The sequence below is a fragment of the Gluconobacter kanchanaburiensis NBRC 103587 genome (assembly GCF_007988905.1).
GTDB lineage: Bacteria > Pseudomonadota > Alphaproteobacteria > Acetobacterales > Acetobacteraceae > Gluconobacter > Gluconobacter kanchanaburiensis.
Genome location: NZ_BJVA01000021.1, coordinates 1 through 25285, shown reverse-complemented (window position 1 = coordinate 25285; position 25285 = coordinate 1). Strand labels below are relative to the sequence as shown.

Below are 25285 nucleotides of genomic sequence, written 5' to 3'. Positions count from 1 at the left end.
CCCACCCCCGCACCATGCCTCAGGACGTGCCACCCTCTTCCGGCCCAAAGCGCCCCGGACGTCCGACTGGGCCTTCCGCACGTCCACGGGAAACCGGATCAGGGCGTGCACGCAGCAGGCTGAATCTTGATCAGATGCACGGGCGCCTTCTAGGCGTCGGCATGGGTTTTCTTGTGATCTACGGCGCCGTTGCACTTAAGGCGACGGTAGCCACGGTTCTGATGCCGATGGAGCCTGAAAAGCGCCAGATCGCTCCGCAGGTTCCGGAAATCCCCAAAAGCGACCCACGCGGAGAAATGGCAGGAGATTTTGTTCTTCCGACCGTCAGACGCGCAACCATCACCGATCGTACGGGGCAGGCCCTCGCGCTCTCGCTACCCGTGGCACAGGTCTATGCCAATCCCATGGAGCTGATTGACCCCGCGGATGCAGCGGACAAGCTCCGCAAGGTTCTGCCGCAACTCGACCGAGATGCAACGATCCGTCGTCTTTCACTGAAAAAACAGTTCGTCTATCTGGCGCGTGACATTTCGCCCGTTCAGGAAATCGCGATCAACAATCTGGGCATTCCCGGCATCTATTTCGAAGCCGGGGAACGCCGTCATTATCCTCTCGGACGCACCGCTGCCCAAATCATGGGCAGCGTCGATATCGACGATCATGGCATTGCCGGTGTGGAGCGCTATTTCGACAAACGACTGAACTCGGATAAGTCTCCACTGCGCCTCTCACTGGACGTTCGCGTCCAGACCGTCGCCCATGACGAACTTCAGGCGGCGAAAGACGAATTTTCCGCAATTGGCGCCAGTGCGATCGTTATGGATGTCCGCACTGGCGAGATCCTGGCCATGGTCAGTCTGCCCGATTACGACGCGAATGATTTCGGCCACGCACCCAATGACGCCCGTTTCAACCGGGCGGTCACGGGCATGTATGAACCAGGCTCCACCTTCAAGCTACAGACCGCCGCAATGGGGCTGCAACTTGGCGTCATCCATCTTTGGGACCGCTTTTCCACGATCCCGATCAAGGTCGGCCGCTTTACCATCCGCGACATGAAAACGGACCATTTCGCCCCCTGGCTCTCGCTACCGGGCGTGCTGGCGTTTTCATCCAACCCTGCGGCAGCACATATCGCATTGGATGTCGGCGCAACGCGGCAGCAGGACTGGCTGAGGAACATGGGTTTCTTCAATCGTGTCCCCGTGGAGCTGCCCGAAGCCGGTCGTCCTCTGGTTCCCGCATCGCGTAACTGGGGCCTTTCCACCGTTATGACTGTCGGTTTCGGGCACGGTGTCGCTGAACCGCCACTGGCCATCGTCCGCGGGACAGCGGCAACCGTCAACGGCGGCATCCTGCTTAAGCCCACACTCGTGGCAAGGGACACCGAGGACGAGGCCAAAGCTGCTCCCGATACGGCACAGTTGCGCCCTGTTGCCTACCGCCCCGAGGCCGACAGCGACGAGATCGGCGCCGAAACCCCCGTGGGCACCCGCGTGCTGTCCGAACAGACATCCGCAGTCCTACGCAAGCTGCTGCGACTGGACGTAACGATGGGTAGCGGAAAATCGGCCGAAGTACCCGGCTATTATGTCGGCGGAAAAACCGGAACCGCCGAGAAAATCGGCGCGCATGGTGGCTACCTCAAGCACGTCAACGTCTCAGCGTTCACCAGCGTGTTCCCGATGAACAACCCGCATTACGCCGTTTATGTCATGCTCGACAGCCCTCAGGGCACCGCTGCCACGCATGGCTGGACGACGGCTGCGTGGAACGCGGCGCCGACGGTCAAGAAAATCATTTCGCGGGTCGGGCCCATCCTGAACCAGTTCCCTGATCTTGCGAATAGGGATGCGATCGACGCGTCCCTTGCCATCCCGATGAATCCTTCTGTTCCCCCCGGCTTTCATGCACTCGGGCCGGGAAACGATCCGGGAGATCCGCGCAATCAGGCGCATACGCCCAAGGCTGCCCTTTCGAGAACGCAGTCCAAGACACAGCCCGCAACACAGCACTGAACCGTTTTATGCGCCTTTCCCAACTCTTCACGCTCTGCGGCACGTCCCTGCCCCCCCTCAGTGGCGATCCTGATATCATCTCGGTCACAGCCGACAGCCGTACGGCAGGTCCCGGAAGTCTCTTTTTCGCCCTGCGCGGCGTAAAGCAGGACGGAACTGCTTTCATCGTCCAGGCCCTGTCGCGAGGAGCTTCGGCGGTCATTGCCGATCATGACCCAACGAAACGGGGCAGCGGACCGGGCGTAATTGAACGCCGGGACGCGAAGCATTTGCTGGCCCGCATGGCGTCGATTCTGGCAGGCCCGCAGCCTTCCTGTATCGCGGCCATCACGGGCACGAACGGCAAGAGCAGCACAGCGGATTTTTTGCGTCAGCTCTGGATCCTTCAGGGACACCGAGCCGCGAGCCTTGGCACGCTGGGTCTGATTTCCGATACGGATGTGCCGCAGCCCCCCAGCCTGACAACGCCCGATCCGGTGTCGCTGTCCCGCACTCTCGCTGCTCTTGCCCGTGAAGGCGTCGGGCATGTCGCCCTCGAAGCATCCTCGCACGGACTTGAGCAACACAGACTTGATGGCCTGAAGATCACAGCTGCGGGTTTTTCCAATCTGACCCGCGATCATCTGGATTACCACCTGACCATCGACGCTTACCGCAGTGCAAAGCTGCACCTGTTCAGCAGCGTTCTCGCGGCTGGCGGACCAGCTGCTGTCAATGCGGATATGGACCCGGAAACATTCGTGGCCCTGCGGGACATTGCCGCCCGGCGCAGCCTCAAGTTTCGCACCGTCGGGCGCAACGGTTCGACCCTGCGACTGATTTCCGCACGTCCCACACCCTCGGGACAGATCCTGCGCCTGATGCTGCATGGAGAGGAACTGCCGGAAATCACGCTCACCCTTCCCGGAAGCTTTCAGGCCGACAACGTGATGCTGGCAGCGGCCATGTGCTGGGAAAAAGATGAGGACGCACACAAGGTTTTGGCACTCCTGCCGGAGCTCAAAGGCGTACACGGTCGCTGCGAACGGGCCATCACCCTTGCCGGAGGTGCCGCAGCCTATGTCGACTATGCCCATACTCCCGACGCTCTGGAATGTGTTCTTTCCAGCCTGCGACCGCACACGGCCGGGAAACTTGTGGTCGTCTTTGGCGCAGGTGGCGATCGCGACAAAGGCAAACGTCCCTTGATGGGAGCGGTCGCGGCCCGGCTTGCCGACCTTGCCATCGTCACGGATGACAATCCGCGCACCGAGGATCCCTCAACCATACGTTCGCAGATCATGGCCGCATGTCCGAACGCGCAGGAAATCGCAGACCGGCGCAGCGCCATCGCAGCCGGCCTCGAGGCCCTGTCTCCCGGAGACATCCTTGTGGTCGCCGGTAAGGGACACGAACAGGGGCAGATCGTGGGAACGGAGATCCTTCCGTTTGATGACCGCCTCGTCATCCGTGAACTGGCAGGTGCAGCATGAGCATTCTGTGGACCAGCGCGGATCTTCGCGCAGCAACCGGCGGCACGCTTGAAGCAGATGTCAGCGTCACCGGCATTTCGATCGACACGCGGACGCTTGTACCGGGAGACCTGTTCATTGCCCTGCGCGGCGAAACAAGCGACGGTCATGAGCATGTGCAGCAGGCGCTCGACCGGGGAGCCGCCTGCGTGCTCGTCCATGAAACCGGCGGAGTGGATGATCCCCGCCTGCTCATCGTTCCTGACACCATGACGGCCCTCGTGAACCTGGGGCGGTATGCCCGCGCCCGCTTCAGGGGAAAAGTCATCGCCGTCACGGGAAGTGTGGGTAAGACAACAACCAAGGACATGCTGAAGGTCGCCCTCTCGGCCATCGGCCCCACCCATGCCGCCATCGCGTCCTATAACAACCACTGGGGGGTTCCCCTCACGCTGGCCCGCCTGCCTCAGAACGCCTCTTTCTGCGTCAGCGAAATCGGCATGAACCACGTGGGAGAAATCGCCCCGCTCGCCGCTCAGGTGCGCCCCGATGTTGCGGTCATCACCACGATCGGAACCGCCCATCTGGGACACATGGGCAGTCTTGAAGCAATTGCCCGCGAAAAAGCCTCTCTCCTTTCCGCGCTCCCGCCTCAGGGTATTGCAGTCGTACCGGACGACGCGCCCGGACAGGATCTTCTCATGTCTGCCCTTCCAGAGGGATGCACTCTGTGGCGTTCCGGATTGTCCCCGAACGCGGACCTGCGTCTTGAAGGCCTGGAATGTTCGGCGCAGGGCAGCCAGTATACGCTTCACATGCCCATCGGTACCGTTTCCGTCACTCTGACCGCACCTGGCGAACACCTCGCCCGCAATGCCGCGCTGGCTCTTGGAGCAGTCACGGCACTTGGTGAAAATATTAAAACCGCGGCTGAAGCCCTGAAAGATTTCGTGCCCGGCGCGGGCCGTGGCCAGATCCGTACGATCCTGAAGGACGTGCAGCTTCTGGACGAAAGCTATAACGCGTCCACACCCAGTGTCCGCGCGGCACTTGCAACGCTCGTTCTGCTCCCGGCACAGCGCCATGTGGCCGCACTCGGCGACATTCGTGAGCTCGGCACATTTGCCGATGCCGAACACCGGTCCCTGGCGGATGCGGTCACAAAAGCAGGCGCGCTCGCTTTCTGCTGCGGGCCCCATATGCGCTCCCTTTATGACGCGCTGCCCAGCACCCTTCAGGGTGGCTACGCAGGCGACGCCGCGTCTCTTGCCCCCATGTTGCTCAATGCCCTCCGCCCCGGTGATCTTCTGCTCGTGAAAGGCAGCTTCGGCAGCCGGATGCGTGATGTGATCTCAGTTCTCGATAACGCTGCCAGCCCGGTTTCTGCCTGATGCTTTTCAATCTTATCGCCGCCCATGACACGTCACACGGCGGGTTTTTCAATCTCTTCCACTATCTGACATTCCGGTCCGGATGTGCCTGTCTGACAGCGCTGGTCATTTCGCTGGCTCTGGGCAATCCGTTCATTGCCCAGCTCAAGCGCATTCAGCGTGAAGGACAGCCCATCCGTTCCGTAGGCCCGGAACGTCACATTCTGGAAAAGGCCGGAACGCCCACAATGGGCGGAATGCTGATTCTGATCGCACTGTTTTCCGCAACGCTGCTCTGGGCTGATCTGACGAACGGTTTCGTCTGGGCCGTCATGCTGACGACGGCGGCGTTCGGGGCTGTCGGTTTCGCGGATGACTACCTGAAACTCTCCAGACGCAATACCACGGGCGTCTCCAAACGGACGCGACTGGGATGTGAGTTTCTGGCGTCGCTTGTCGCAGGGATATGGCTCCAGTCCCTGACCCCTCCTGAACTGCGGAACATGGTCGCCTTCCCGTTCGTCAAGGACGTGCTGCTTCCTCTGGGCTATGCCTTCCCGATCTTTGCCATGATCACGATTACGGGCTTTGGCAATGCCGTGAATTTTACGGACGGGCTGGATGGTCTCGCCATTGTTCCCGTCGTCATCGCGGCTCTCGTTTTTGCCCTGATTTCCTATCTCGTCGGCAACCACGTCTTTGCCGACTATCTCCAGCTTCACCCCGTGCCGGGTACGGGTGAACTCGCTGTCTTCTGCGCTGCGCTTATCGGAGCAGGCCTCGGATTTCTCTGGTTCAACGCACCTCCTGCGGCCGTTTTCATGGGCGATACAGGCTCGCTTTCGCTCGGAGGCGCACTGGGCGCCATAGCCGTTGCCACCAAACATGAACTCGTCCTGTGCATCGTGGGCGGCGTTTTCGTCGCAGAGACCCTGTCGGTCGTCATTCAGATCTTCTGGTTCAAACGAACAGGACGGCGGGTGTTCCTGATGGCCCCCCTGCACCACCATTTCGAAAAGAAAGGCTGGCAGGAACCGAAAATCGTCATACGCTTCTGGATTGTTTCGATCGTCCTCGGCCTGTGCGGCCTCGCAACGCTGAAACTGCGATGAGCAGTTTTTCTCCCCACCTTCTGACCGGCGAGCGTTATGCCGTCTGCGGCCTGGGACGCAATGGCGCAGCGGTCGTGCAAGCACTCCTTGGAATGGGAGCACAGGTTCAGGCATGGGACGATCGCAACGCTGATCTCCCAGCCCATCCCAATCTTACGCTCGCTCCTCTGCACAACCTTTCAGGCATGACGGCGCTTATTCTGTCGCCTGGCATTCCGCATCTTTTCCCGAACCCCCATCCCGTTGCCGATCTCGCAAGACAGCAGGGCATCCAGATCCTGTCCGATGCAGAGATCCTGTATCGGGCCGTCCGGAAATCCGGTTCAAAGGCCGCATTCGTCGCTGTTACCGGAACGAACGGGAAATCGACCACGACGGCCCTGATCGCACATCTCTTCACGACGGCGGGGCGCCCCTGCGTGGCAGGTGGCAACCTGGGTACGGCCTCCCTTGCGCTGCCACTTCTTCCCGATGACGGCGTCTACGTCATCGAAATGTCGTCCTATATGCTTGAACGACTGGACTGTTTCCATGCCAGCGCCTCCTGTCTTCTGAACCTCACACCGGACCATCTGGACAGGCACGGCAGCATGGGCGGCTATGCTGCGGCCAAGGCGCATGTCTTCGATAATATGGGACCGCAGGATCTCGCAGTCATCGGTGTGGACGACAGCTGGTGCCGCTCGATCGCATCCGAACTGCGCGCGCGGGGTCTGAAGGTTATCGAGCTGAATGTCGACACCCTGCCATCTTTCGACGGCCCCGCCCTGCCCGGTCGGCACAATGCCCAGAATGTCGGCGCCGCCTTAGCGGTCGCGCATCATCTGGGCCTTGATGATAACGATATCCGAACCAGTCTGAAATCATTTCCCGGTCTGGAGCACCGTCTGCAGAAAATTGCCGAATGCAACGGCGTTTCATTCATCAATGACAGCAAAGCCACAAATGCCGAGGCCGCATCTAAGGCGCTCGCATCCTATGAAAAAGTCATGTGGATCGCAGGCGGCGTCGCAAAAGCTGGCGGTATCGAAAGCCTGACCCCGTTGTTCGGTCATATCGCACAGGCATTTTTGATTGGGCAGGACGCGACCGAACTGGCGATAACGCTGGAAACGAACAACGTACCCTATACACTTTGTGAGACACTGGAAAAAGCTGTGCCCGCAGCTTTCAGTGCTGCTCTCCATCAGGGTCTTCCTGTCGTTCTGCTCTCACCGGCCTGTGCAAGTTTTGATCAATTTCGCAGTTTTGAGGATCGAGGTTCACACTTTCTCAGGATTTGCGATAATATCGTAAAATCAGCCCATTCCGGCGCCACCCTCACGCAGATGCAGGAGAATTGACACCATGTCGGGACTGTCCCGCGTCGATGCCTCTGCCGTTGCCCGCTGGTGGCGCAATCTTGATCGAGTAACGCTAGCCTGTGTCGGTCTGCTGATCGGACTGGGATATGTGCTGATGCTCGCCGCAAGCCCCGCAGTGGCATCGCGTATCGGCGCATCGCGCAACATGTTCATTCTTAAACAGGTGATCTTTCTGGCTCTTGCCGGCGCCATCGTGCTCGGCACATCCTATCTCTCGCGACAGGCTGTCAGAAAACTCGCGATCATCGGCGGAATCATTGCGCTCGGCGCCACCGCGATGACACTGGTTCACGGTATGGAAATCAAAGGTGCGCGCCGCTGGATCGCGCTGCCAATGATGTCAGTTCAGCCTTCCGAATTCCTCAAGCCCTGCTTTGCTGTCGTCACGGGCTGGTTGCTGTCTGCCCGACGCTCAGTTGTTATGTGGGGGAATATTGCCTTTCCTGGAATGCTAATCGCATTTCTGTGTTTCGGCTTCATTCTGGTTCTGCTGAAATCCCAGCCGGATATCGGCATGCTGTCCGTCATCACGATGGTCTTCATGACCCAGCTTTTTGTCGACGGTCTCAAGCTCTACTGGGTCGGGCTGTGCGTCGCAGGCATGGCAGGCGCCTTTGCAGTCGCCTATATCGTCTTCCCGCACGTCCAGTCTCGTGTTCAGCGCTTTCTGCATCCTGATGTGGGCGACCACTATCAGATCGATACGGCTCTCCGGGCATTCGGAAATGGTGGCCTTCTAGGACGGGGGCCTGGTGAGGGTCGCGTCAAGGACCTGCTTCCGGACGCCCATGCAGACTTTGTGTTCGCCGTTGCCGGCGAAGAATACGGTCTGATCCTGTGTGTTGGCATCATTCTGCTTTTCGGCATCATCGTTCTGCGAACCCTGCTCAAACTGATGCATGAAGACGATCCGTTCGTCATCGTGTCCGCTGCGGGTCTGGTGACAGGCTTCGGCCTTCAGGCATTCGTCAACATGGGCTCGACATTGCATCTGATCCCCACAAAGGGCATGACCCTGCCCTTCATTTCCTATGGTGGCAGTTCGGCAATGTCGGTGGCTCTGACCGTGGGAATGGTTCTGGCCCTGACCCGCCATCATGTCGGCCCGAGCCGGATCAGCCAGAAAACCTCTGTGCCTTATGGCCAAAGCCCCTTGTTTGAAAGGAACGCCCCGTGAGCCGCCCCATCGTTATTGCCGCAGGCGGCACCGGAGGTCATTTTTTCCCGGCAGAAGCCGTTGCGTCCGTACTTGCGGAACGTGGTCACGATCTCGTCCTGATGACCGATGCCCGGCATGGCAAGCGTGAGACGGGACTGTTCAAAGACAGGCCCCAATACGTTCTGGACGGCGCGGGCGTCGCAGGCAAAGGGTTACGTGGCAAAATCCGCGGGGTTCTGGCCTTGATGCGCGGCATGATACAGGCCCATCGGGTTCTGAAATCACTGGACGCCGCAGCCGTCGTGGGCTTCGGCGGATATCCTTCCATCCCCCCCCTGACCGCCTCACGCGTGCTGCCAACAACGAAGCGGCCCAAGATGGTCATTCATGAGGGCAATGCCGTGCTTGGACAGGCAAATGCTTTCCTTTCCCGGTTCAAGCCGTTGATTGCCACATCCTACGCAGCCGTCGCGAAACTGCCCCTGAACGCACAGACGACCCTGACCGGCATGCCTGTGCGCGCCGGTATCGAGGCTCTTTATGGCCGTCCCTATGAAGCACCCACAGACCGCATCCATCTTCTGATCTGGGGCGGCTCTCTGGGGGCGCGGGTCTTTTCGGAAATCGTCCCTCGGGCACTGGCCGAGCTTCCCGTCGCAATCCGAGGAAGGCTCACCGTCACGCAGCAGATCCGCACAGAAGATCTGGAACGCGTCCGACTGATTTATAAGGAAGCCGGAATCGAGATCGAAGCCGCCCCCTTCTTTACAGACGTTCCCGCCTGTCTGGAAAAGGCGCATCTTGTCATCGGGCGCGCAGGTGGCTCATCGGTGGCAGAACTGACCATGGCCGGTCGGCCGTCCATTCTTGTACCTCTGCCCATAGCCGCCTCCGACGAACAGGGGGCAAATGCTCAGGCACTGGTTGATACACAGGCCGCCTGGATGATCCGTCAGAACGATTTTACCCCACCCGTCCTGACAGCGCTTCTGACAGATCTCTTTTCCAATCCTGAGAAGCTCGAACATGCAGCAAATGCCGCTCATCACTGCGCGCGCCCTCATGCTGCCGCAAAAGTTGCTGATCTGATTGAATCCACTCTCTCCTGATCCCCTGTTTTTAGTTTCTACCCAAAGAGTCCCTGCCTTATGCGCGCGCTACCCCTGAACATCGGAACCATTCACTTCGTCGGTATCGGCGGCATCGGCATGTCCGGCATAGCCGAAGTCCTGCATATGCTGGGATACAAGGTTCAGGGATCCGACATTTCAGAGGGCGCGAATGTACAGCGCCTGCGACAGTCGGGGATCGTAGTCCATATCGGACATGACGCCGCCAATCTCGGGGACGCACAGGTCGTCGTAACCTCGACCGCCGTGAAAAAGGACAACCCCGAAGTCGTGGCGGCCCGTGCCAAGCTTATTCCCGTAGTCCGCCGGGCCGAGATGCTGGCAGAACTGATGCGTCTTCGCTGGTCGGTTGCGATTGGCGGCACACACGGCAAAACCACAACGACAAGCCTCGTCGCCTGTGTTCTGGAGCATGCCAAACTTGATCCGACCGTCATCAATGGCGGCATCATCGAGGCTTACGGCACCAATACCCGCATGGGCTCGGGCGACTGGATGGTGGTCGAAGCCGATGAGAGCGACGGCTCGTTCCTGCGTCTTCCGGCCGTGATTGCCGTCGTCACCAACATGGATCCGGAACATCTGGATCACTGGGGAACGGAAGAAGCCATGCAGGCCGGCTACGACCAGTTCGTCTCAAATATTCCGTTCTACGGTTTCGCGGTCCTGTGCGTGGATCACCCTCAGGTTCAGCAGATGATCCCGCGCCTGTCCGACCACCGCGTCATAACCTACGGCTTCAGCCCGCAGGCCGACATCCGCGCCGAGAAGGTCGTGATGGACAAGCGCGGCGCGACATTTGAGGTCGTGGTGACGAACCGTCAGCGCAACCGCTCACGACGCGCAGGCCCATTCCGCCTGCCGATGCTCGGACACCATAATGTCCTGAATTCGCTCGCCGCGATCGCCGTAGCCCTCGAAATGGAAATCAGCGATTCCGTCATCGCGTCCGCCCTGACGACATTCAAGGGCGTTCAGCGCCGTTTCACACGTACCGGCGAATATAACGGCATCTCGATCATCGATGACTATGGCCACCATCCCGTGGAAATCGCAGCCGTCCTCAAAGCCGCCCGCCAGGCTGGCGCGAAAAACGTCATCGCGGTCATGCAGCCGCACCGTTATTCACGCCTCAAAGTCCTGTTCAGCGAGTTCTGCACCTGCATGAACGACGCCGACACGGTCATCGTGGCCGATGTCTATGCCGCTGGCGAAACACCTATCGAACATGCCGATCGCGATGCTCTGGTCGAGGGGCTGCGCGACCGCGGTCACCGCTCGGTCGTACCGCTTCCTGACCCCGCCCACCTGCCGGAAATGATCAACGCCATCGCCAAACCGGGCGATTACGTTGTCTGCCTTGGCGCCGGCACCATCACCCACTGGGCACAGGCCCTCCCCGCCCAGCTCGAAGCCTTGAACCGCCAACCCGCAACTGAAGGCGCGGCATGACGGACGTTAGCGTTTTTCCCGTTTCCGGACTACGCGGCAGACTGACACCAAACGCACCTCTCGGGCCTCGCGCCTGGTTCCGGGTCGGTGGCCCGGCGGACTGGCTGTTCATCCCGGAAGATCAGGAAGATCTTACCGTCTTCCTGAAAGAAAAACCTGCCTCCATGCCGGTAACGGTGCTGGGAGCCTGTTCGAACGTCATTATTCGCGATGGCGGCATTGCGGGGACAGTCATCCGGCTCGCACGCGGTTTTGCCGACATTGAGGTCCAGGGCACCAGTCTGATCGTGGGCGCAGCCGCTCTGGACGTCACGGTCGCCGAACACGCCGCGGCCGCCGGTCTGACCGGTCTGGAGTTTCTCGCAGGTATTCCCGGTTCAATTGGCGGCGCCGTCCGCATGAACGCCGGCGCCTACGGATCGGATATCGACGCCGTTCTGGAATGGGCAGATGTCCTGGCCTGCAATGGCGAGTTGCGCCGCCTCTCGCGGTCCGAACTCGGCTTTGCATACCGTCATTCGGACCTTCCGCCGGACAGCGTCGTCGTGCGGGCATCCCTGCGCGGCGTCGCAGACGATGTCTCCTCCATCCGCGACCGTATCAGTGGAATCAAGGCGTCCCGCGAAGCATCCCAACCCGTAAGGGCGCGAACAGGCGGCTCCACATTCCGCAATCCCGACGGTCATAAGGCCTGGAAACTGATCGACGATGCGGGATGTCGTGGCCTCAGGATCGGAGACGCACAGGTCAGCGAAAAGCACTGCAATTTCCTGCTCAATCTGGGACAGGCCAGCAGCGCGGATCTGGAAACCCTGGGCGATACAGTACGCGACAAAGTGCTGGCGCAAAGCGGGATCGACCTGCATTGGGAAATCAAACGTATCGGACGCAGATCCGAAGGAGAAAAGACGTCATGAAGGTCGCAGTCCTGTTGGGCGGAACATCCAGTGAGCGGCCTGTCAGTCTCGTCAGTGGCGCCGCAGCCATCGAGGCCCTTCGCGAAAAAGGGCACGACGTCACGCCGATTGATGTCGGTCCGGATATCGTCACGACCATCTCCGCTCTCAGAGCCGCTGCCCCCGATGTCGTGTTCAATGCGCTGCACGGACCACTGGGTGAAGATGGCGCCATTCAGGGCGTTCTGGAATGGCTGGGACTGCCCTATACCCATTCCGGCGTCCGGGCATCTGCCGTGGCCATGGACAAGGGCGCAACGCGAATCCTGCTGGCCGCTGCAGGCCTGCCCGTTGCACAGGGACGTGTGGTAACGATTGATGAACTGCTCGAAGCCGACCCGCTCTGCGCGCCCTATGTCATCAAGCCGGTTGCAGAAGGCTCTTCCGTGGGCGTTGAAATCGTCCGGGTGGGAGATAATCGACGTGCCCAGATCGCGAAGAACTGGCGCTTCGGAAAAGAAGCGCTTGTCGAAAGCTTTATTCCCGGCCGCGAGCTGACGGCCGGTGTGATGGGCGATCGCGCCCTCGCCGTCACGGATATCCTGCCTTGCGAAACCGCGAATTTCTACGACTTCGAAGCTAAATATAAGGCAGGCGGCTCACGTCACGTCGTCCCGGCAGACCTTCCCCAGGCCGTTACGGATCGCGCTCTCCACTATGCCCTACGCGCCCATCAGGTGCTTGGGTGCAAGGGCGCCAGTCGCACTGATTTCCGTTACGACGGAGAGACCGACACGCTGGTCATTCTCGAAGTCAACACACAGCCGGGGATGACGCCGACGTCCCTGCTTCCAGAACAGGCCGCCTATTGCGGCATTTCCTATCCGGACCTGTGTGACTGGATGGTCAGGGAGGCACTGACGCGCTGATGCGAGAGGATCCGTCCTTTCAGAGAGATGATTTTGTCCGGGAACGGTATTCCGGGGCCATGCCGCCTCAGGAAAACCGTCCTTCACGGGCAAAGCTGTTCTGGCGCCGGCAAAGGCGTCTGGTCAGGCCTGCGATCGTCCTTCTGGTTGTGATGGGCTTGGCAGGCGCAGGAATGCGACTGCTTTACGACGCGGCTTCCGAAGAGCGTTTCGCCCCTCTGCGCGCACGTCTCGTGGAGATGGAACCTCTGCCCATCCGGCACATCGTCATCAACGGTCGCGGCATGACCAGCGAAGCCTCAATTCTTGACGCGCTCGGGACATCCACCGGTCATCCCATTTTCGGATTCTCCGTCGAAGCCGCCCGTCAGAGACTGGACGAACTCCCCTTCATCGATCATGCCACCGTCGAACGTCATATGCCTGACACCGTGATCATTACGCTCGTTGAGCGGACACCGATTGCCGTGTGGCAGGATCGAGGGCATTTCATGCTCATCAACCGAGCGGGCGAAGAGGTTCCGGATCAAGGGATGACCGGAAAAAATGCTCAGGCCTTCCTTCAGTTGCCGCTTGTCGTGGGTGAAGGCGCCAATACCGCAGCCGCCAGCGTGATCGATGCGATGAACCACGAACCGGTCGTCAAAAGCCAGATCACAGCCCTGATCCGCGTCGGCAACCGCCGCTGGAACGCAACCCTCAAGGATGGAACCACCGTTCTTTTGCCGGAAGGCGAGGAAGCTGCGGCATTCGCGCGCCTTGCCCGATACCAGCAGAGCATGCGTCTACTTGAGAGACCTGTGCAGTCCATTGATCTCAGACTCCCGGACCGGATGGTTGTCCATCAGCCCGCCCCGCCGCCCCAGGCTCCGACGCCAGACAAACCCACCCCCGAAAAGCCGGATAACGCAAAACCCGATCCGTCCTTACCCTCACCGCGAACAGACGGTACGAAACAGCCATGACCGATCTTCCCACCATGTCGGATCTTCCTGCCTTCCGTCGCCGGGGAGGCCTGAGAGGCCGCTCCCTCATTCCCGTCGGCGGTGAGCGGGATGTCGGGGTCAACCGCCTTCCCCGCGATATCCTCCCCCTCCCTCCGGAGGAATCGCGGCGTAACGTCTCATGGCGTCCCGGGGTATTCGGCGCGCTCGATATCGGCACCACCAAAATGACCTGCCTGATCGGCAAGGGAGAGGCGGATGGTTCCATTCAGGTTCTGGGATACGGCTGGCGCCGTTCCCATGGAATTCGTTCGGGATCCATCGTCGACATCCGTGAGACCGAAGCCGCGATCCGTGCAACGGTCGGTCAGGCAGAAGAAGCAGCCGAACGGCGCATGGACTCGCTAGTGGTCAACCTGTCCTGCGGTCGGCCTCTGAGCCGTCTGGTCGACGCACAGATCCCCATCGGGGGGCGGGAAGTCACCGCAGGAGACGTCCAGCGTCTGATTGCCGAAGGACAGGCCCGCGCCTGGATGGAGGGCCGAGAGGTCATTCATACCCTGCCCATCGGATATGTTGTGGATTCCATCCCCGGAATCGCGGATCCCATCGGGCACCAGTGCGAGGAGCTGGCCACCCGGATGCATGTCGTTGACATGAACTCGAGCGCGCTCCGTACGCTGGACGCAGTCCTCCAGCATGCGGAACTGAAACTTGACGGACTTGTCGCAAGCCCCTTCGCGTCAGGTGTTTCGGTTCTTGCAGCCGAAGAGCGAGAACTCGGTGTCACGGTTGTTGAAATGGGCGGCGGCACGACGTCTCTGGCAGTTTTTTGCGAAGGAAAACTCCTTCACACCGCCCAGATCCGCGTAGGTGGACTGCATGTAACGCGTGATATCGCAGGCGTCCTGTCGACATCCCTTGAAACAGCCGAACGCCTCAAGACAATGTACGGCGCTGCGCAGATGGGGTCGGATGACCAGCGGGAAATCCTCTCGGTTCCTCTGATCGGGGAAAACAGCGACCGCCTGGTGCGTCTCCAGCGCTCAAGAGTCATTTCCGTCATCCAGCCGCGGATCGAGGAAACCCTGGAACTTGTCCGGCAGTCGCTTGATAATGCCGGCCTCGGACGTCTGGCCAACGGGCGCGTCGTCCTTACCGGCGGCGCCTCGCTGCTTGAAGGAATTGTTCCCGTTGCAACCCGCATTCTGGGCCGTCCGGTCCGGATGGGGAAACCGCAGAATATTTACGGCCTGCCCGAAACTGCCGCGGCTTCGGCCGGCTTTTCAACCGCTGCGGGGCTTCTGGCCTGGGCCGCAGGTGCGGATCGGGATTTCGGAGACATTTCCGCTCCGGAACCCAAGCCTCGCGGACTTGTTAAACGTCTCGTAGGCTTCTTACGCAATAACGTATAGTCTACTACAGATCATAACGCCCTTAACCGTCGCTTTCATGCAGTTCCGGACCAGATCATGACGCTAAACCTTACACCCACTCCCAATTCCCATGTTGAACTGGCGCCACGGATTACCGTGATTGGCGTCGGCGGTGGTGGTACCAACGCCGTTGACAACATGATTGCATCCGAACTCAAGGGCGTGGAATTTGTTGTTGCCAACACCGACGCACAGCAGCTCGCCCATTCGAAAGCTGAACGTCGCGTCCAGCTCGGTCCACACCTGACGCGGGGTCTGGGTGCCGGAGCCAAACCGGAAATCGGCCGGGAAGCTGCAGAAGAAGCTGCTCAGGAAATCGATCGTCAGCTTGAGGGTGCGAATCTTGTTTTCATTACGGCCGGTATGGGCGGTGGAACCGGAACGGGTGCCGCGCCCGTCATCGCCCGCATGGCGCGTGAACGCGGTGTTCTGACGGTTGGCGTTGTTTCCAAACCCTTCAACTTCGAAGGTCGCCGCCGTACGGCCGCTGCCGAAAGCGGCATTGCTGAACTGCAGAAGCATGTCGACACGCTGATCGTCATCCCGAACCAGAACTTGTTCAATTCCGCAACGCAGAACACGACTTTCCGTGAAGCGTTCCGCATGGCCGACAACGTCCTGAACATGGGTGTGCGCGGCATTACGGATCTCATGGTCTCGCCAGGCCTGATCAATCTCGATTTCGCGGACGTCAAGGCCGTCATGGAAGAGATGGGCAAGGCGATGATGGGTACAGGCGAGGCTTCCAGCGAGGAAGACGCTGAAGACCGCGCGATCCTCGCCGCCGAACGTGCAATCTCGAATCCTCTTCTGGAAGACGCGTCCATGGCAGGCGCACGCGGCCTGCTGATCAATATCACCGGCGGCGAAGACCTCACACTATATGAAGTCAATGCGGCGGCCGATCGTATCCGGGAAGAAGTGGCTGACGATGCCAACATCATCTTTGGTGCGTTGATCGACGAAACACTGAACGGACGTGTCCGGGTGTCCGTCGTAGCAACGGGTATCGATACGCAGCCCCGTCAGGACCCGTCTGCGCTCCCCGAGGTCACAGAAGCTCCCACGCAGCATTCCCAGCCAAACTCTGCACCTGCTGCATCACGGGACGGAGCTGCTCCGCGCCAGACAAACTCGTCTTTCCAGCCGGGCTCCACTTATGCAGGAGGCCCTCCGCGTCCGAATTTTGCCATTGATCCGCACCAGCCGGCACCCCATAATCCTGCCCCCGCACAGGAACCGGCAGCGTCGCAGACTTCAGGCGTGGAAACTCCAACTCCGCGGCAGGAAAACCCACATCAGCCCTCCCCACGGGCAGGCCTGTTCTCTGATCCAGCTCGCCACACGCCACCGCCTCAAGCGGAAGCTCCCCGCAGCCTTTTTGGGCTTGTGACAGGGGCGTTTCGCAGCCGTCCGCCGCAGCCTACCGGACAGGCGCCACAGCGGACAGAACCGAATACGCAGGATATCTATCAGCAGCCGGCGGCGCCAGTTCCGCAGCAGTCTTCTGGAAATAGTGACGATTCCAATCTGGATATTCCGACCTACCTGCGCCGCTGATGCTGCACACCCCTTTGTCCATTTTCCCAGCCCACGGACAAAGGGGTAATATCCGGCAACAATCGTTGACTGGAACCTGACGCCGGTATCTGTTTACTAGTCTCCGGAACCAGATTTTTCGGAGGCTTTATGCAGATCACGCCCACGCATGGTGGCAACACGGCGAAAGGCGTTGATGCAAAGCGTCAGGAACCTTTTTCAGGCGCTCACGACCTAAACGAAACACGCGGACGCACAAAATCGAAAGTTTTCCAGACGACGCTGGCAAATTCCATTCACTGCCAGGGGATAGCGCTGCATAGCGGCGTTTTGGTCGATCTGGTGCTTTCTCCGGCAGCCACAGACACCGGAATCAGATTTCAGCGCTCGGACATTCCGGATTCAACGCCCTTTCCCGCTCTTTACGACCATATCATAGATACCCGTCTCTCAACGGTCGTGGCCTGTGAATCCAATCCCGCTGCCCGTGTCGCAACGATCGAGCATCTGATGGCTGCTCTTCACGCCTGCGAGATCGACAATATCCTCATCTCCGTCAGCGGCCCCGAACTCCCAGTGCTTGATGGTGCCTCAGAAGCATTCATGTTCCTGATCGGTTGCGCAGGACGAAAAATTTCCGAAACACCCCGACGCATCGTCGAAATTCTTCGCAATGTCCGCGTCGAGGGCGAGAACGGCGCGTTTGCAGAACTCCGCCCTGCACAGCGCGGTCTCTCACTCGCGATCTCCCTGAGTTTTCCGGCACAGGCAATTGGCAACCAGCGATACGCCATGCAGCTTGACGAACAGCGTTTCAGCGAAGAGCTCGCCTTTTGCCGGACATTCGTCAACCGGCAGGACATCGAATATCTTCAAAGCATCGGCCTTGCTAGAGGCGGCTCTCTAGACAACGCCGTAGTCGTGGATGGTGAAACCATTCTCAATCCTGCGGGTCTGAAAATCGAGCGGGAATTTGCACGACACAAACTACTTGACGCCATTGGCGATCTGTACTGCGCCGGACATCGACTTCAGGCCGGGTTTATCGGTCATAAATCCGGACATACGCTGAACAACCAGCTGCTCCGGACAGTTTTTGCCGACCCTGACAACTGGCGTTTCGTATCGACAGGTGCCTCACGCCCTTCCGCGAAGACATTCCGTTCCCGTGTTGCTGCCTGAGACGCATGGCAGGTCTTTCGTCAGCGCGTTCCCATGATATAAGACGGGCTTCCACGGGAAGAGCAGGTATGACAAGCAGCACTCATCGTCATTTTGAAGCAACGGTCAAAGATGGTGGTTTCATTCTGAGGGCTGCGGCTGTCAGCGGTCTTCTGCTGCTTTCCGGCTGCTCGATGTTTTCACGTCAGCACGAGAAGCCGGCGATTCCGAAAACCGCTGACGCGGAAACCCTGTATAATTACGGGATTGATGCGCTCCATAGTGGCCACTACGAACTGGCTGGCGGCGAGTTCGAACTTCTCCAGCAGAATTATCCCTATTCCGGCTTTACGGGTAATGCCGAGCTGATGGAGGGATATGCCTATTATCTTCAGGGCGAATATGCCCTCTCCGTGCAGCAGCTTGAACGCTACCTCCAGCTTCACCCCACCAGCCCCGACGCGGCCTACGCATTCTATCTGCGGGCGCTGTGCTATTATGAGCAGATCGCAAACGTTGAACGCGACCAGCAGGGCACTGTCGAAGCACTCGACGCGCTTGAAGAAGTCATCACCCGCTTCCCGCAGACGTCCTATGCTCGCGACGCCCAGCTGAAGATCGACCTTTGCCGGGACCATCTAGCCGGCAAGGAAATGCTGGTTGGCCGCTGGTACCAGCAGCAGCGCAATTACGAAGCCGCCATGACCCGTTATCAGCGCGTCGTGCAGGATTACCAGACCACAAACCATGTTGCCGAAGCACTTGAGCGTCTGGTGGAGGTCTATCTGGCTCTTGGCCTCAAGGATCAGGCTCATCAGACAGCAGCCGTCCTTGGCTACAACTATCCCGACAGCCAGTGGTATCGTTATGCCTACAACTATCTTCGGGACAATAAACTGCTCAAGGGCGATCTCAAAAAGCCCGTCACACGTCCGGGCCAGCAGAATCACCGGGGCTTTTTCTCCCGCGCCTGGCACAGCGTCTTCTGAGTCCATTCCTTTGAAACGGGACCTCCGGCTCCCAACATTGCTATCATGCTGACCCATCTCTCGATCCGCGATGTCGTTCTGATCGAAAAGCTCGATCTCGGCCTAGCGCCAGGTCTGACTGTCCTGACCGGCGAGACCGGAGCCGGAAAATCCATCCTGCTTGACAGTCTGGGCCTTGCGCTTGGCGAACGTGCGAGTGGCGGCCTCGTCCGCTCCGGCGCGACGCAGGCCAGCGTCTCTGCCATTTTCGAAGTCTCAGCCGACCACCCTGTCTTCACACTGCTCGACGAACACGGCATCGTCCGCGAAGATCCCACCGACCCGGTCGTCCTGCGTCGCATCGTGACGCCAGATGCGCGATCGCGCGCCTATATCTGCGACCAGCCTGTTGGCGTTGGACTACTCCGTCGTGCCGGCGCGCACCTTGTGGAAATTCAGGGCCAGCATGAACAGATGGGGCTGGCGGACCAGAGCACACATCTGGATCTGCTGGATGCCTTTGGCATTCCGTCTGCACTCCAAGAGCGAACGGCCAGCGCTTTTCGAGGCTGGTCCACCGCCAGACAGGCACTGAAATCCGCCCGTTCCACCATGGAAGCTGCCGCCCGCGAGGAAGAGTGGCTGCGTCAGACAGTTGACGATCTGGAACGGCTGGCGCCGCTAGAGGGCGAAGAAGAAACACTCGCAGCAATCCGGGTCGGCCTTCAGCGGGATGAACGCCGTGGAGAGGCGGTCGCTGCAGCGCTGTCCGAACTGACACCCCGTGATCGGCGTTCTTCCGCGCCTGCTGCCGCCCTTCGCTCGGCCAGCCGTGCCCTGGCCAGACTTCTGCCTGCGCCCACTGAAACGGAAACGCTTTCAGACAGTCATCAGACCCAAGCCCAGGACGCGCTGGATGCTCTGGGCAAGGCCGAAGAAGCGCTCGCCGAAGCCGAAATGCTGCTCAGCCGCCTCGCCGCAGATACCGAGGGCGACCCACGCCTTCTGGAGGAAACGGAAGAACGCCTTTTCGCACTCCGTGCCGAGGCTCGCAAACACAACATCTCCGTGGCTGAGCTTCCCGGTCTTCTGGCGGAACTGAAAAAACGCCTGACAGCGCTCGATACCGGCAATGCCGAACTGGCGCGCCTCGAAACAGCCCTGACCGAAGCCCGGCTTGATTATGAAGATGCCGCGCGTGCCCTGTCAGCCGCCCGTAGCAAGGCAGCCGAAAAGCTCGAAAAAGCCGTCAGCGCCGAACTCCGTCCGGTTAAGCTGGAACGCGCACGCTTCATTGTCTCGCTCATGCCTCTGGAGCCGGATCACTGGAACAGCCAAGGCATGGAACAGGCATCATTTCTGATTGCTGCCAACCCCGGTCAGCCTCCCGGACCACTGGCCAAAGTGGCCTCCGGTGGTGAACTCTCCCGTCTGATGCTCGCCCTGAAAGTCGTTCTCGCAGAGCGGTCAGACGTCGGCACCCTTGTTTTCGACGAGGTAGACTCCGGCGTGGGCGGTGCAACAGCATCTTCCATCGGAGACCGCCTGCACAAGGTCGCACAGGACGTGCAGGTTCTTGTCGTAACCCACAGCCCTCAGGTAGCGGCACGCGGAGACCACCATCTGCGGATTGCCAAACGTGTCCGCAACGACCGCACCGAAACCCTGGCCGAGCCGCTGCCCGATACGGCCCGGCGCGAGGAAATTGCCCGGATGCTCGCTGGTGACATTATCACGGATGCGGCCCGTGCTGCTGCCGACAGTCTTCTGGAACACCATTCATGACCACGCCTCCACCCGCCGCCGCCGAGCGTCACGCCGCGCTTGAAGCCGACCTCGCGCGCTGGGACGAAGCCTATCATGGGCGCGATGAACCCGAAGTTTCGGATGCTGTTTATGACGCCGCAAGACGGGAACTTGTCGCACTTGAAGACACTTACCCTGCTCTTCGTATCGAAGGCGGCGCAGGTGATCGTGTTGGCGCCGCGCCTGACTCGGCTTTCGGAAAATACCGCCACCTCGTCCCCATGCTGTCACTCGACAACGTCTTCGACCCCGAGGGTTTCGATGGTTTCGTGGCCCGGGTCGGACGTTTTCTGGGCCTTGACGACGAGGCGATCCAGGCACTCCGGTTCGTGGCAGAGCCGAAAATCGACGGGTTGTCCATCAGCCTGACCTATGAACACGGCCGCTTCGTCAGAGGCACAACGCGCGGTGACGGGCTCGAAGGTGAGGATGTCACCGCCAACCTCCTGACCCTGAACGATATTCCTCGTGAACTTCATGGCGATGTCCCCGAACGTATCGAGATCCGCGGGGAAGTCTTCCTGTCCAAAAGCAGCTTCCTGACGCTCAACGAACAGCAGATTGCCCGTGGCGCAAAGCCATTCGCCAATCCACGAAATGCAGCCGCCGGTTCCCTACGACAGCTTGATGTCGACATTACCCGCAGTCGTCCTCTTTCGATGTTTGCCTATGCTCAGGGGCATACATCCTCTTCAGTCGCTCAGACGCACTGGGATTATCTGGAAAAGCTTCGCGAGTGGGGCTTCAGGGTCAACCCGCTGTCCCGAATGATCGCACATGCCCGTGATATTCCGACATATGTCGAAACGCTGGCGCGCGAGCGCTCCGGGCTCGATTACGATATCGATGGCATTGTCTTCAAACTGGACGATATCGTCCTTCAGGAGCGACTTGGCTTCATCGGCCGCGCACCCCGCTGGGCCGTCGCCTGGAAATTCCCTGCCGAACAGGCCATTACGCGCCTTCGGGAAATCGAAATTCAGGTGGGCCGCACAGGCGCCCTGACACCCGTGGCACATCTTGAACCCGTCAATGTGGGGGGCGTCATCGTCTCCCGTGCCACCCTGCATAACGAAGACGAAATTGCCCGCAAGGACGTCCGCGTCGGCGATCTGGTGCGTCTGCAACGCGCCGGAGACGTCATTCCGCAGATCCTTGGCCCCGTCCCGGACGACTGTCCGCGTTCCGAACCCTTCGTCTATCCTGACCATTGTCCGGTCTGCGGCTCCCTTGCGGAACGCGTACATGGGGAGGCCGTGCGCCGCTGTACAGGCGGCCTGACCTGCGAGGCGCAAGTCGTGGAACGCCTGATCCATATGGTCTCCCGCACCGCCTTTGACATTGACGGACTGGGAGAACGCAGCATCCGTGAATTCCACGAGGCGGGTTACATCCGCGCCCCGGGCGACATTTTCCGTCTGCGCGACCATGAGGAGGCTCTTGTCCAGCGTGACGGCTGGGGCAGGCTTTCCGTAGACAATCTCCTTCGGGCCATTGATGAACGCCGGACCATTCCGCTGTCGCGTCTGATTTTCGGGTTGGGCATCCGTCGTATCGGAGAACGCAACGCACAGCTTCTGGCACGGCATTATCAAAACTTCGAAAACTGGCGTGAAGCCATGCTGGCAGCCCGCCCCGGTTCGGAGGAACGCGCCTCCCTCGGCGCCATCATGGGGATGGGAGACGCGATCGCCGACGAACTTTCTGCTTTCTTTGCCGAAAGCCACAATGTCGAAACCCTTGACGACCTAGCGTCGCAACTGTCGGAAATCATTGCGGAGCAAGCCCCATCCGACGGCCATCTTTCAGGAAAAGTGATTGTCTTTACCGGCACGCTCACCACCATGAGCCGCCCGGAAGCCAAGGCCATCGCAGAACGGCTTGGTGCACAGGTGACGGACAGCGTTTCCAAAAAGACCTCGCTGGTCGTACTTGGAGAGAAAGCCGGCTCCAAGGCAAAGAAGGCCGCCGACCTTGGCATCGAGACCCTTGATGAAAACGAGTGGCGGGTACTGGCAGGACTGTAAGAGAACCTTAAACTCTCTCTCGTAAGAAAATTCGCAACAGGCTGCTTTTTAAAGGTATAAAGCCTCCTGCATGTCAGTCTCCCCTTCTTCCCAGCACCAGATTGCTTTTCTCCTGCTGGGTCTTCTTGCCACGGTCGCGCTGATTGGCGTGTCTGTTCTGATCTCCCTTTCCGAAATTTCCTTTGCAGCCGCACGCGATGTCCGGCTGCGCTCCAGAGCGGAAGCCGGAGACCCCAGGGCCGTTGCATTCCTGAAACTGCGCCGAAACAGCGGCCAGGTGATCACGGTTCTCCAGATCTGTCTGAATGCTGTGGGCGTTCTGGGTGGCATCATCAGCGAATCGATGTTGAGCGCCCCCATCGCCGAAGGTTTTCGTACCCTCGGCACCGCGCCGTCCCTCGCCGACAAGCTGGGTTCGACATGCTCGTTCATCCTAATTACCGGTCTGTTCGTCCTTTTCGCGGACCTGCTGCCCAAACGCATCGCGATGAACGCGCCCGACCGCATCGCTCTCAAGGTCGGCTGGTTTCCGGCAGTCGCACTGAAAATCCTCTATCCAGCAGTTCTGATCTTCTCAAAAATTTCAGACTGGCTGCTCCGGCTTCTCAAGATTCCGGCTGCTGCAACGGTCGAACCTGTCACACCTGAAGACCTGCGGGCCATTCTCGCCGCGGGGACGGCCTCCGGTGTTCTTCTGGAAGAAGAGCATCAGATGATCCAGAACGTCCTGGGTCTTCAGGATCGTGCTGTGACATCCGCCATGACACCCCGTGATGAAATCGTATTTCTGGACGTACAGGAAAGCCCGGAAAGCCAGCGTGACAAGGTCAGAGTGCGCCCCTACTCCCGCTATCCGCTCTGCGATGGCGGCATGGACAAGGTCATAGGCTCGATCCGGGCCGAAGACGTTCTCGTGGCAGTCGTCGACGAACCCCAGCCCAAAAATACAGGCCTGGCCCCTGTCGCCAGTCAGATTTTCCGGATGCGACGCGACGTCCTCTCCCTGCCCGACACCTTAAATCTATGGGAGACACTCGCCCAGTTCGAAGCCCATTCGGCAGGCTTTGCACTGATCGTCAATGAATATGGTCTGGTCGTGGGCCTCATCACCTACAAGGACATCATGGGTGCCCTGATGGATGGACTGGTCAGCCCATTCGAAGAGCAGGCGATTGTACGCCGCGATGACAAGTCCTGGCTGATCGACGGCGCCGCACCCATTGGAGACGTCATCCGCGAACTGGACATCCCCATGTTCGACGACGCCCAGAACTTCGATACCGTCGGCGGCTTTGTCATGAACCGTTTGCGTCGGATGGCGAGAAAAGCCGACAGCGTGCAGTCTTCCGGCTTTCGCTTCGAAGTCGTGGATGTGGAAGGCTTCCGGATCAATCAGCTCCTAGTAACACGGCTCAACTGACTTCCGCCGTTATTCGATCCCTGCTTAGATCGGGGCATGACTGATCTGAACCGCTCTGCCCTCATCCTCGTGGACATCCAGAATGATTTTCTATCTGGGGGCGCGCTTGCCGTTCCAGACGGTAACAGCATCCTCAAGCCTGCCAATCTGCTTGGTCGTCTCTCTTTTCGAGCCATAATCGCAACGCAGGACTGGCATCCCGCCGACCACTGCTCATTTTCCGCCCAGGGGGGGCCATGGCCCCCACATTGCGTCGCCGGGACCCATGGAGCAGACCTGCCATTCAGTCTTTCTCCTGCACCCATAACACATATTGTGCGCAAAGGCGTGTTGCGGGGCCGGGACAGCTATTCAGGCTTTCTCGATAACGATCGTGCAACCTCAACGGGTCTGGACGGGTTATTGAAAGGCCTGGGTATAAACCACCTTGTCATTTGTGGGTTAGCTCTGGATTATTGCGTTTCCGCCACAGCACTGGATGCTGTGCAAAGCGGCTATCGCACCGAGATTGTGCCTGAAGCATGCCGGGGGATTGCAAGCAATCCGGAACCGGCACTGGAAAAACTTGAAAGACAAGGTGTTACACTCAGAAGTGTAAGCGCCTTCTGAAGGGTATATGATGCGCCTCCCCCTGCTGCTTTCGACTTTTCTTGCATTTGCAACGCCCATTATGGCCTTTGCAGGAACACCACAGACAACCGCCGATCTGGCCAGCAAGGAGTTCAAACAGGCTTATCAGGCCATGATTTCCCTGCCGTCCTGGGTAAAGACAGCTCAGGCGACATCTGTCCCGGTAACCATTATCAATATTGCAGGAAAACCCTATATCCTGGGTCATATGTGCCGCCCCCACGACTGTGCGGCGCAACAAATGGAAGTCGTATTTGCAAAAGACCACTCAGCAGCTTGGGGACTACTGAGCATCAAAGATGCGACATCCCTGAAACAAAACTTTCTGGGCAGTCCGGATCCGGAAATGCAGAAAGCTCTTGCAAAAGCCTATCAAGACAACAATCCTTCAGACTAAATTTCTAGAAAAATGGGCGCGCAGCAAAACATGGAACGGCGCGCCCTATTGGTTTCGAACCAGTGCCCCCCAACTT

Annotated in this window: 20 protein-coding genes; all 20 read left to right on the top strand. The window is 59.5% G+C overall.

All coding sequences use genetic code 11. From position 1 onward, the window contains the following. Positions 1-14: 14 nt before the first annotated feature. Complete coding sequence (locus GKA01_RS12425) at positions 15-2018, top strand: peptidoglycan D,D-transpeptidase FtsI family protein (protein ID WP_146863659.1); 2004 nt, start codon at positions 15-17, stop codon at positions 2016-2018. 8 nt (positions 2019-2026) lie between these two features. Beyond that, on the top strand, positions 2027-3490 hold the full coding sequence (locus GKA01_RS12420; protein WP_146863657.1) for a UDP-N-acetylmuramoyl-L-alanyl-D-glutamate--2,6-diaminopimelate ligase: 1464 nt from the start codon (positions 2027-2029) through the stop codon (positions 3488-3490). Continuing rightward, positions 3487-4860: a UDP-N-acetylmuramoyl-tripeptide--D-alanyl-D-alanine ligase gene (locus tag GKA01_RS12415; RefSeq protein ID WP_146863655.1), complete on the top strand. Its 1374-nt coding sequence runs from the start codon at positions 3487-3489 to the stop codon at positions 4858-4860. Before GKA01_RS12420 ends, GKA01_RS12415 begins: the two co-directional genes overlap by 4 nt. After that, positions 4860-5951 carry a phospho-N-acetylmuramoyl-pentapeptide-transferase gene (gene mraY / locus GKA01_RS12410; RefSeq protein ID WP_146863652.1) on the top strand — a complete coding sequence of 364 codons (1092 nt, stop codon included), beginning with the start codon at positions 4860-4862 and terminating at the stop codon, positions 5949-5951. The genes GKA01_RS12415 and mraY overlap by 1 nt, the downstream gene beginning before the upstream one ends. Next, the gene (gene murD, locus GKA01_RS12405; RefSeq protein WP_146863649.1) at positions 5948-7294 is read left to right on the top strand and encodes a UDP-N-acetylmuramoyl-L-alanine--D-glutamate ligase; all 1347 of its coding nucleotides are present in this window, start codon (positions 5948-5950) and stop codon (positions 7292-7294) included. Before mraY ends, murD begins: the two co-directional genes overlap by 4 nt. 4 nt (positions 7295-7298) lie before the next feature. Continuing rightward, on the top strand, positions 7299-8492 hold the full coding sequence (locus GKA01_RS12400) for an FtsW/RodA/SpoVE family cell cycle protein (protein WP_146863646.1): 1194 nt from the start codon (positions 7299-7301) through the stop codon (positions 8490-8492). Next, a complete protein-coding gene (gene murG / locus GKA01_RS12395) occupies positions 8489-9583 on the top strand; it encodes an undecaprenyldiphospho-muramoylpentapeptide beta-N-acetylglucosaminyltransferase (RefSeq protein WP_146863642.1) in 1095 nt (364 codons plus the stop codon). Before GKA01_RS12400 ends, murG begins: the two co-directional genes overlap by 4 nt. A gap of 39 nt (positions 9584-9622) precedes the next feature. Continuing rightward, positions 9623-11056, top strand: a complete 1434-nt coding sequence (gene murC / locus GKA01_RS12390; protein WP_146863639.1) for a UDP-N-acetylmuramate--L-alanine ligase — start codon at positions 9623-9625, stop codon at positions 11054-11056. Beyond that, positions 11053-11973 (top strand): UDP-N-acetylmuramate dehydrogenase, encoded by a 921-nt coding sequence (gene murB / locus GKA01_RS12385; RefSeq protein WP_146863636.1) that lies wholly within the window; start codon positions 11053-11055, stop codon positions 11971-11973. The genes murC and murB overlap by 4 nt, the downstream gene beginning before the upstream one ends. After that, positions 11970-12881, top strand: coding sequence for a D-alanine--D-alanine ligase (locus GKA01_RS12380; RefSeq protein WP_146863633.1), 912 nt, complete (start codon positions 11970-11972; stop codon positions 12879-12881). Before murB ends, GKA01_RS12380 begins: the two co-directional genes overlap by 4 nt. A 59-nt stretch (positions 12882-12940) precedes the next feature. Continuing rightward, complete coding sequence (locus tag GKA01_RS12375) at positions 12941-13846, top strand: cell division protein FtsQ/DivIB (protein WP_228120065.1); 906 nt, start codon at positions 12941-12943, stop codon at positions 13844-13846. Further along, entirely contained in the window at positions 13843-15240 is a 1398-nt protein-coding gene (gene ftsA, locus GKA01_RS12370; RefSeq protein WP_146863627.1) for a cell division protein FtsA, read from the top strand. Before GKA01_RS12375 ends, ftsA begins: the two co-directional genes overlap by 4 nt. A gap of 57 nt (positions 15241-15297) precedes the next feature. Continuing rightward, a complete protein-coding gene (ftsZ, locus tag GKA01_RS12365; RefSeq protein WP_146863624.1) occupies positions 15298-16821 on the top strand; it encodes a cell division protein FtsZ in 1524 nt (507 codons plus the stop codon). 129 nt (positions 16822-16950) lie between these two features. Then, a complete protein-coding gene (lpxC, locus tag GKA01_RS12360) occupies positions 16951-17982 on the top strand; it encodes a UDP-3-O-acyl-N-acetylglucosamine deacetylase (RefSeq protein WP_146863621.1) in 1032 nt (343 codons plus the stop codon). 68 nt (positions 17983-18050) lie between these two features. Beyond that, positions 18051-18950 (top strand): outer membrane protein assembly factor BamD, encoded by a 900-nt coding sequence (locus GKA01_RS12355; RefSeq protein ID WP_146863618.1) that lies wholly within the window; start codon positions 18051-18053, stop codon positions 18948-18950. A 45-nt stretch (positions 18951-18995) separates the two neighbouring features. Further along, positions 18996-20714: a DNA repair protein RecN gene (recN, locus tag GKA01_RS12350; protein ID WP_146863615.1), complete on the top strand. Its 1719-nt coding sequence runs from the start codon at positions 18996-18998 to the stop codon at positions 20712-20714. Next, positions 20711-22762, top strand: coding sequence for an NAD-dependent DNA ligase LigA (gene ligA, locus GKA01_RS12345; RefSeq protein ID WP_146863613.1), 2052 nt, complete (start codon positions 20711-20713; stop codon positions 22760-22762). The genes recN and ligA overlap by 4 nt, the downstream gene beginning before the upstream one ends. Before the next feature lie 70 nt (positions 22763-22832). After that, positions 22833-24182, top strand: a complete 1350-nt coding sequence (locus tag GKA01_RS12340; RefSeq protein WP_146863609.1) for a hemolysin family protein — start codon at positions 22833-22835, stop codon at positions 24180-24182. Positions 24183-24218: 36 nt separating this feature from the next. Beyond that, positions 24219-24791 carry an isochorismatase family protein gene (locus GKA01_RS12335; protein WP_146863605.1) on the top strand — a complete coding sequence of 191 codons (573 nt, stop codon included), beginning with the start codon at positions 24219-24221 and terminating at the stop codon, positions 24789-24791. 61 nt (positions 24792-24852) lie between these two features. Further along, a complete protein-coding gene (locus tag GKA01_RS12330; protein ID WP_228120066.1) occupies positions 24853-25209 on the top strand; it encodes an Ivy family c-type lysozyme inhibitor in 357 nt (118 codons plus the stop codon). Positions 25210-25285 lie beyond the last annotated feature (76 nt).